The organism is Acinetobacter rudis, from assembly GCF_000829675.1.
GTDB lineage: Bacteria > Pseudomonadota > Gammaproteobacteria > Pseudomonadales > Moraxellaceae > Acinetobacter > Acinetobacter rudis.
This window is the reverse complement of the sequence record NZ_BBRX01000105.1, coordinates 1-7,694: the sequence shown is the minus strand read 5'-3', so window position 1 is coordinate 7,694 and position 7,694 is coordinate 1. Positions and strand designations below refer to the sequence as shown.

Annotated in this window: 8 protein-coding genes; 2 read left to right on the top strand and 6 right to left on the bottom strand. The window is 39.2% G+C overall.

The annotated features are described in order from the left end of the window. On the bottom strand, positions 1-344 hold a 344-nt coding region (locus Aru01_RS17435), incomplete at its 3' end, for a hypothetical protein (protein ID WP_042111688.1). 240 nt (positions 345-584) lie between these two features. Next, on the bottom strand, positions 585-1,406 hold the full coding sequence (locus tag Aru01_RS17430) for a rhomboid family intramembrane serine protease (protein ID WP_016657117.1): 822 nt from the start codon (positions 1,404-1,406) through the stop codon (positions 585-587). Between the two features lie 82 nt (positions 1,407-1,488). On the opposite strand from Aru01_RS17430, the gene mtgA reads away from it, so the two are divergent. Both mtgA and ppk1 read left to right on the top strand, forming a co-directional pair. Further along, a complete protein-coding gene (gene mtgA / locus Aru01_RS17425) occupies positions 1,489-2,172 on the top strand; it encodes a monofunctional biosynthetic peptidoglycan transglycosylase (protein WP_016657116.1) in 684 nt (227 codons plus the stop codon). A 99-nt stretch (positions 2,173-2,271) separates the two neighbouring features. Beyond that, positions 2,272-4,347, top strand: coding sequence for a polyphosphate kinase 1 (gene ppk1 / locus Aru01_RS17420; RefSeq protein ID WP_016657115.1), 2,076 nt, complete (start codon positions 2,272-2,274; stop codon positions 4,345-4,347). An 86-nt stretch (positions 4,348-4,433) separates the two neighbouring features. Here ppk1 and Aru01_RS17415 read toward each other — a convergent pair whose 3' ends face one another. From Aru01_RS17415 to Aru01_RS17400, 4 genes are all read right to left on the bottom strand, one after another. Next, positions 4,434-5,288: an SPFH domain-containing protein gene (locus Aru01_RS17415; protein ID WP_016657114.1), complete on the bottom strand. Its 855-nt coding sequence runs from the start codon at positions 5,286-5,288 to the stop codon at positions 4,434-4,436. 108 nt (positions 5,289-5,396) lie between these two features. Further along, complete coding sequence (locus tag Aru01_RS17410) at positions 5,397-5,867, bottom strand: NfeD family protein (protein ID WP_016657113.1); 471 nt, start codon at positions 5,865-5,867, stop codon at positions 5,397-5,399. Between the two features lie 147 nt (positions 5,868-6,014). Beyond that, the gene (locus Aru01_RS17405; protein WP_040331366.1) at positions 6,015-6,932 is read right to left on the bottom strand and encodes a patatin-like phospholipase family protein; all 918 of its coding nucleotides are present in this window, start codon (positions 6,930-6,932) and stop codon (positions 6,015-6,017) included. A 65-nt stretch (positions 6,933-6,997) separates the two neighbouring features. Then, positions 6,998-7,624 (bottom strand): lysophospholipid acyltransferase family protein, encoded by a 627-nt coding sequence (locus Aru01_RS17400; protein WP_040331381.1) that lies wholly within the window; start codon positions 7,622-7,624, stop codon positions 6,998-7,000. Positions 7,625-7,694 lie beyond the last annotated feature (70 nt).

Genomic DNA, 7,694 nt, shown 5'->3' with positions numbered 1-7,694 from the left:
GTAGCCGTAGTGAGATCTTTTACTGTGACTGTATTTTGGCTAATTTGGGCATAACGTAAATCAACCTGAGTTAAGATCTGTTGAAACAGTTGCGGAGATTGTTTTAAGCCTTGAGTGGGGGTGATTAAATAACTGAATTGTTTTCCTGCAAGTACAACTGCATTTTCATAGTGTGTAATCGGGGTTTTAGCCATGCCTACAGCGATAAGCTGATCTTGTAAAACCGTTTTTGCTTTGTTGCGAGATTTTGATGACTCAATGCTTTCTTTTAACATGACTGTAGTACAGCTGGCCAAGCCTACACTGCTGAGTGCAAGTGCGGTAAGTTTTAGCTTAGTTTTCATTTAAGATATTTCCTTATAATTGAGCTTAAGTACAGTAAATGGTCTTATCAATTAAATATTTCAGGCTGCTGTAAAGAAAAGTTTAGGGGTTTAAGTTACACATGGCTATGGCAGATCATTCAAATTCATGGATAAAATGAGAGAAATTGTCGATCTAAGTTTGGATGGAGTGAGGATAAAAAGGGCACAACAGTACTTAAATACTGTATGCCCAAAACTAAAAAAAATTAGAGTGGTCAATTATAAAATGGTCGTGTTGTTTAGCCCCGTCTTCTCTAACATAACCGCTAAAAGCTCATGCCAAAATGGTGCGATGCTCTGTACCAAGTTTGATGAATAGAGAAAGAAGCCATAACAGCAGAGCGCACCAACAATTAAGATCAGCAACAAGAGTATTTTGTTCAGTTTAAAATGTTGAACAATATACCAACTTATCGCTAAGCCTATACCCATCAGCATGCCACCGATATGAGCAGCATTGTTAATTCCTGATGTAAAGAAACCAAAGGCGAGGTTGATTGCCATAATGATGAGTAGCGACTTTTTATCCAAAGCCAACTGTTGTCGTGCTAAGCGTGGAAAAAATGATAATGCAGTGAGTGCACCTCCGATCCCCATAACTGCACCAGAAGCACCGGCAGATACACGAGGGAACAGGTCAGGGTTGAAATGTTGCAACATTTCAAAACTGTTTCGGATATCAATATAGCCGCTGAGTAGACTACCCATCATGCCTGCAAGTAAGTAAAGGCCAAGAAAATAAAACCGCCCAAAAGTATGTTCCGCCAAGTTACCAAAGACATAAAGCGCCCACATGTTAAACATCAAATGAGGGAATCCAAAGTGAAAAAACATACTGCTAAATAAACGAAAAGGTTCCTGTAAATACGTTAAAGGTGCATAATCAGCGCCCCAACGTATGGCATCTGCTGTGCTGGGGGAGCTTGCATCAACACCTGTCAATATTTGCCAGACAAATAAGATAATATTGATGGCCATAAGGGCTAAAGTAATTTTAGCCAAAGGTAATGCTCGTGCTTGATTAGGGTATGTTTCTGACATAACTTTAAGTTTTAGTAATGTGATGAATACAGTGAGCTTAACATGAAAACTTATATCACTTGTTTTGGAGCAATCTAAATAGATGAAAGCTTTTATCGTCAGAACACTGTTGGTTTTATTGAGTATCGTGATCGGAGTGCAACTCTGGATTTTTGCGAGTTTAGCATGGTGGCGTACTCATCCTGTTGAAAATACTATGTTTATGCGTTTGAATTATTGGTCTGATTTTAAACCAATCAAACAACAATGGGTCCCTTATGATCAAATAAGCGTACAGTTAAAACGGGCTGTAATTGCCGCAGAAGATGGTCAATTTATTAACCATCATGGTTTTGACTGGACTGGTATCGAAAAGGCCATGCAGCGTAACCAGCAACAAGAACGGGTCGTGTCTGGTGGTTCAACTATTTCACAACAATTAGCGAAAAACCTATTTTTATATCCTCGACGTTCTTTTATTCGTAAAGGGCAAGAGAGTGTTGCAACGGTGATGATGGAGCGAATGTGGTCCAAACAGCGTATTTTAGAGGTTTATCTCAATGTGGTTGAGTTTGGTGATCATCTTTATGGGGTAGAAGCTGCAGCTCAACATTACTTCTCAAGATCAGCAAGTCAAGTGAATCGTGAGCAGGCTGCATTTCTAATCGCTTTATTGCCAAGTCCAAAGAACTTCCAACAGGATCAGAGTAACTCTCGATTCTTATTTAAACAGCGTCATATATTAAAATATATGAATAACAGTATGTTGCCAAAAGAAAGTGACTGATGATTTAAATGATTGTTTAATATTTATACTATTTTTTATGAAAATGTAATGCAATTGAAGCATACTAGAAAGATAAAATTTCAATAAAAGGTATGTGGTATGAACACCGCAGTTGCAAATACAGCCGTAGAGTATGCGTATAACGAACGCTATATTAATCGTGAGTTGTCGATTTTAGACTTTCATCTGCGAGTATTAGAGCAAGCGGTTGATCCGCTACACCCTTTACTAGATCGCATGAACTTTTTGCTTATTTTTTCACGTAATATGGATGAATTTTTTGAAATTCGTGTTGCTGGATTAATGGAGCAACTTTCATTGGGGAATGAAAGCCGAAGTCCTGATGGTTTGACACCAAAGCAAGTACTAGATTCTATTGCGCAAACAGCACATGCAGCGATTGAGCGTCAGTATCGTATTTTAAATGAAGAAATTCTACCCAAGCTGCGAGATGAAGACATTTGTTTTTTACGCCGTGGTGAGTTATCTCCAGCACAATCAGCATGGGTCAAAAAATATTTTCAAGAACAAGTCGCTCCAGTACTGACTCCAATCAGCTTGGACCCTGCACATCCATTTCCTCGTTTGGTCAACAAGAGTTTGAACTTCATTGTGACTTTAGAAGGGAAGGATGCTTTTGGTCGTCAAATTGACTTAGCGGTTGTGCCTGCACCACGTTCGTTGCCACGTGTCGTTAAGTTGCCTGATGAGCTGACGGATGGTAAAGAACATTTTGTTATGCTCTCAGCAATTATCCATGAACATGTTTCGGATTTATTCCCTGGTATGACCGCGACAGGGTGTTATCAATTCCGTGTAACACGTAATGCTGATTTGGCTTTGGATGAAGATGTTGAAGACTTGGCGAAAGCACTGAAGGGTGAATTGAACTCACGTCGTTTTGGTCGAGCTGTACGATTGGAAGTTACTGAAAATTGCCCAGAGCATATTTATCAATATTTATTAAATAAGTTCCACTTAAATAGTGATCAACTTTATAAGGTCGATGGTCCTGTAAACTTGGCGCGTTTGGTTTCTGACTTTAAACGTCCACATTTGCGTTATGACTCACATACACCTGCGATACCTAAGGTTTTGAAAAAATCTGAAAATATTTTTTCAGCAATGCAAAAGCAAGATATTTTATTGCACCATCCGTTTGAATCTTTTGCACCTGTCATTAATTTACTGCGTGAAGCTGCTCGAGATCCACAAGTTCTCGCGATTAAACAGACTTTATATCGTAGTGGTGCTGATTCTGAAATTGTTCAGATTTTGGCGGAAGCTGCACGTAATGGCAAAGAAGTTACAGCAGTCATTGAACTGCGTGCACGTTTTGATGAAGAATCAAATATAGCGGTTGCTAATGTATTACAAGAAGCAGGCGCTGTAGTGGTTTATGGAATCGTCGGCTATAAAACTCACGCTAAAATGATTTTAGTGGTACGTCGTGAAAACAATAAACTGGTACGTTATGTACATTTGGGAACAGGTAACTACCATGCGGGTAACGCACGTATTTATACCGACTACGGTTTATTGACCACTGATAAAGACCTTTGTGAAGATGTACACCGTATTTTCCAAGAGTTAACAGGAATGGGTAAAATGGCGAAGCTGAAAAAGCTGCTCCATGCACCCTTTACATTACATGCGCAGTTATTAAATTTTATTGATGATGAAATTGCCAATGCTCAAGCTGGTAAAGCTGCACATATCATTATTAAAGTGAACGCACTTACTGAGGTACAACTGATTAATAAGTTGTATGAGGCATCACAAGCTGGTGTACAGATTGATTTAATTATACGTTCAATCTGTTGCTTGCGTCCTGGGTTACCTAATCTCTCTGAAAATATTCGAGTACGCTCAATCGTTGGACGTTTCCTTGAACATACACGAGTTTATTATTTTAGTAATAATAATAACCCACGTATCTATTGTTCTAGTGCGGATTGGATGGATCGTAACTTGTTCAGTCGAGTTGAGGCATGTTTTCCGATTGAAGATCCAGCATTGAAAAAACGTATTTATGAGCAGGGTTTAAATACTTATTTGCAAGATAATCAACAAGCGTGGTTACTACAGGGTGATGGTGTCTGGAAACGTACTGAACCACAGGCCAATGAAGAACCGCATAATGCACAGCAATTACTCACTGCAGCGATTGTATAATTCAAAACGATGATGCTCGAATTTGTGAGCATCAATAAAAAACTGCCTCAGTTCATTGAGGCAGTTTTTTTTATAGCATAATTTTTTTAAGAACCACGGCCCATGACACCACGAATAGTGTTCATCACATCGGCTGGTAGTACCACTGTCTTGGCATTGTTGGATTTTGCCATTTCTTGCATCGACTTAATGTATTGTTCACCGAGTAAGTATGCAACAGGAATTTCTTTATCACCCACAGCAGAAGTCACCATTTCAATCGCTTTTTGTGAAGCTTCAGCCAGTACAACTTGTGCTTCGGCATCGCGACGTGAAGCTTCTAAACGACCATCTGCTTCTAAAATAGCAGCTTGTTTTTCACCGTCGGCACGAGTTACTGTTGCACGGCGTTGGCGTTCTGCAGCAGCTTGGGCTTCCATGGCAGACTGCATAGTACTTGATGGTTGAATATCTTGGATTTCAACAGTTTTAAGTGTAATACCCCAGTCAGAGATATCATCTGAAATCGCAGCTTTAAGTTTAGCTTTAATGTGGTCACGTGATGAAAGTGCATCATCGAGATCCATTTCACCCACGATTGAACGTAATGAAGTTTGTACTAAGTTTTGAATTGCCCAAGTGTAGTTTTCAATACCATACACTGCTTTTTCTGGTGTGGTTAAATTGATGTAGGCTACAGCATTCATGAGCAATACGGCGTTATCTCGGGTAATAACTTCTTGTGAAGGAATGTCCAAGACAATATCTTTGGTCGTGACTTTATATGCAATTTCATCAATATATGGAATGACGAAGTTTAGGCCAGGGTTTAATGTAGTGTGATATTTACCTAGACGTTGCACAATCCATTTATAACCTTGAGGAACAATACGTACCCCTTTAAAAATGGTTGTTGCAACGAAGACTAAAAATACAACTGCTATGATTGAGCCAAAACTCATAGGTATACCTCTTTCCAATTTATAATATTTAATCAGTCTTAATGAAGTCATGACTAGGATCGACTAAAACTTTAGCAATTCGCGATCACTTTAAAATGTCATCAGACTTTAGAGTACCGACGAAGTTTGGTGGGGTTTGATGACCAGATCATTACCAGAAATATCAGTGACCACAACTCTATCACCAACTTGGACAGATTGTAGGCTACGACAATTCCACTCATCTGAACCGAGTACAGGTAAAGTGAAACGTACTCGAACTTGATCATGCATTAAGCCAATTTGAATGACGATACCAACTTGACCGATCGTCGCTTCACGTGGCAAACCTGCTTTGGTTTTATCGATTGAAAGTGGTTTGATTAATTTAAACCAAAGAACAGCACAAGTGATGGATAAAATGATCCAGATCCAAATCTGTACTGCAAAACTCATGCTCGGAAATAAAAGCACGATAAAGCCCACAACGAGCGCGGCAAGACCAAACCAAAGTGCAGCAAACATAGGCAAAATAAGTTCTAACAACATGAGCGCAACGCCCAATACGAACCAATGCCACGGTTCAAAAATAAAATTCATACAACTACTCGTAATTGATTGCGATTGTCATTTTTACAGAAGTGTCAATATGCTCGTCCAATGTAGCAGATCGATAACGACCTGCCTATCATTGTGATAAAAATAACAAATATTTTTAATTTTCAGATCTTCATCAATATCATCTGTCTAAAGTTTAGCTTTAGGTGCGGCTTGAAAAGCAGCAGGTGACTTTTTAAATTGGGCGATTTTGGCTTGAATGGCGGTAATTTTTAACTGAGCGGCTTTTTCACCTTCAAGGATTGCCTGATTACTAGAGCTAAGATCTAAAACACCTAAGTGTCCAACTTTAGGTTGAATGGCAACATCAGCTTGATTAAGTTCAGCTTGGATACTTTGCTGTCCCATAATATTAATGGTTTGATCGAGTAATCCCCACATGCTTGTGGTTTGTTTACCTGAAGGACGTGCTGATATATCCACTGCAATAACAATATCGGCACCCATGTTACGCGCAGTCTGTACAGGTATTGGACTGACTAAACCACCATCCACATACTGTACTCCACCAATTGTTGCTGGGACAAATACGTTAGGAATACTGCAAGATGCACGTACTGCTTGACCAGCATTGCCGTGGTTGAATTCGGTTTTTTTGCCATTATCAAGTCGAGTAGCCACTGCTGCAAAGCGAATTGGAAACTTTTCCATAGGTTTGTTGGCAACGTTACGGTTGACATAGTCTTGAAGTTTTTGTCCAACCACAAAACCTTGACTGCTTAAAGTTAAATCACGCAAATCAGATTCTTTTAATTGTATCGCTAATTGTTGCATTTGATATGGCGTTTTACCGCTGGCATAAATACTGCCTACGAAACTGCCTGCACTCGTACCTGTGACAATCTTAGGTTTAATGCCATGTGATTCTAAAACTTTAAGCACCCCAATATGAGCAAAGCCTTTGGCTCCACCACCGCCAAGCGCAACCGCGATTACAGGTTCACGCGCAGCGATTTGGCTGGTTTGAGCTGGTTTTTTGACAGTTTTATCACAGGCAACCAATGCCAGACTGAACATTGCAATCAGTCCTAGTCGTTTCATTTGCATTATTGATTTTACATCACAGAAATAATGCCGAATATATCAACAGAATCATGCAATATTATCTAGCGTTATTTGCTCAATTTTTGTAAAGGTAAAGATAAATTATACGGGTGTTTGGCTGAAAACTGACCCTGATAAATTTTTAAGATGGCTGACAAGTCTTGCTCATAATCGCCAGTCGTGGTGAAAACACCTAAACAACGAATTGTTTTTTCTTGATAATCAAAGGAAAAAAGTACTATAGGTAATTGTGCAGCATGAGCAATATGATAAAAACCACTTTTGATGCTACTGGCTTGTTTACGTGTTCCTTCGGGTGCTAGTCCAATCCAGATTTTATCTTGTTGCTTGATCTTTTCTACAATTTGTTGGGTGAGTCCTTGGGCTGACTCTCGTTTAACAGGAATAACACCAATCCATTCAAACAAATGTTTCAGTGGTGAATTGAATAAACTATCCTTACCAAAAATGGTGAGTTTTAAACCTAGACCCAGCATCGCAAGAAATCCATACCAACCATCATAATTAGAAGTATGAGGTGCAATAATCGCGACAGCTTTGGCGAGGTTTGGAAACTCACCTTGAAAACGCCAACCTTGAGCTAAATAAAGCTGTTGGAAACATAAACGACTGAGTAAATTTCCACGTTGTGGAACTTGATCGGGTAGATTTGGAAATTGTTTGAAATTTAGCATTGTTTTTCTAACTTCACTGTTAATGATCCTATATGCATTTTCATTAAAGCGTAACATTGGCCAAAGATAA

What these genes read in the sequence shown, in the direction of transcription:
- ppk1 (WP_016657115.1), top strand. Translation starts at nt 2,272, where the DNA reads ATGAACACCGCAGTTGCAAATACAGCCGTAGAGTATGCGTATAACGAA.
- Aru01_RS17430 (WP_016657117.1), bottom strand. Translation starts at nt 1,406, where the DNA reads ATGTCAGAAACATACCCTAATCAAGCACGAGCATTACCTTTGGCTAAA.
- Aru01_RS17400 (WP_040331381.1), bottom strand. Translation starts at nt 7,624, where the DNA reads ATGCTAAATTTCAAACAATTTCCAAATCTACCCGATCAAGTTCCACAA.
- mtgA (WP_016657116.1), top strand. Translation starts at nt 1,489, where the DNA reads ATGAAAGCTTTTATCGTCAGAACACTGTTGGTTTTATTGAGTATCGTG.
- Aru01_RS17415 (WP_016657114.1), bottom strand. Translation starts at nt 5,288, where the DNA reads ATGAGTTTTGGCTCAATCATAGCAGTTGTATTTTTAGTCTTCGTTGCA.
- Aru01_RS17405 (WP_040331366.1), bottom strand. Translation starts at nt 6,932, where the DNA reads ATGCAAATGAAACGACTAGGACTGATTGCAATGTTCAGTCTGGCATTG.
- Aru01_RS17410 (WP_016657113.1), bottom strand. Translation starts at nt 5,867, where the DNA reads ATGAATTTTATTTTTGAACCGTGGCATTGGTTCGTATTGGGCGTTGCG.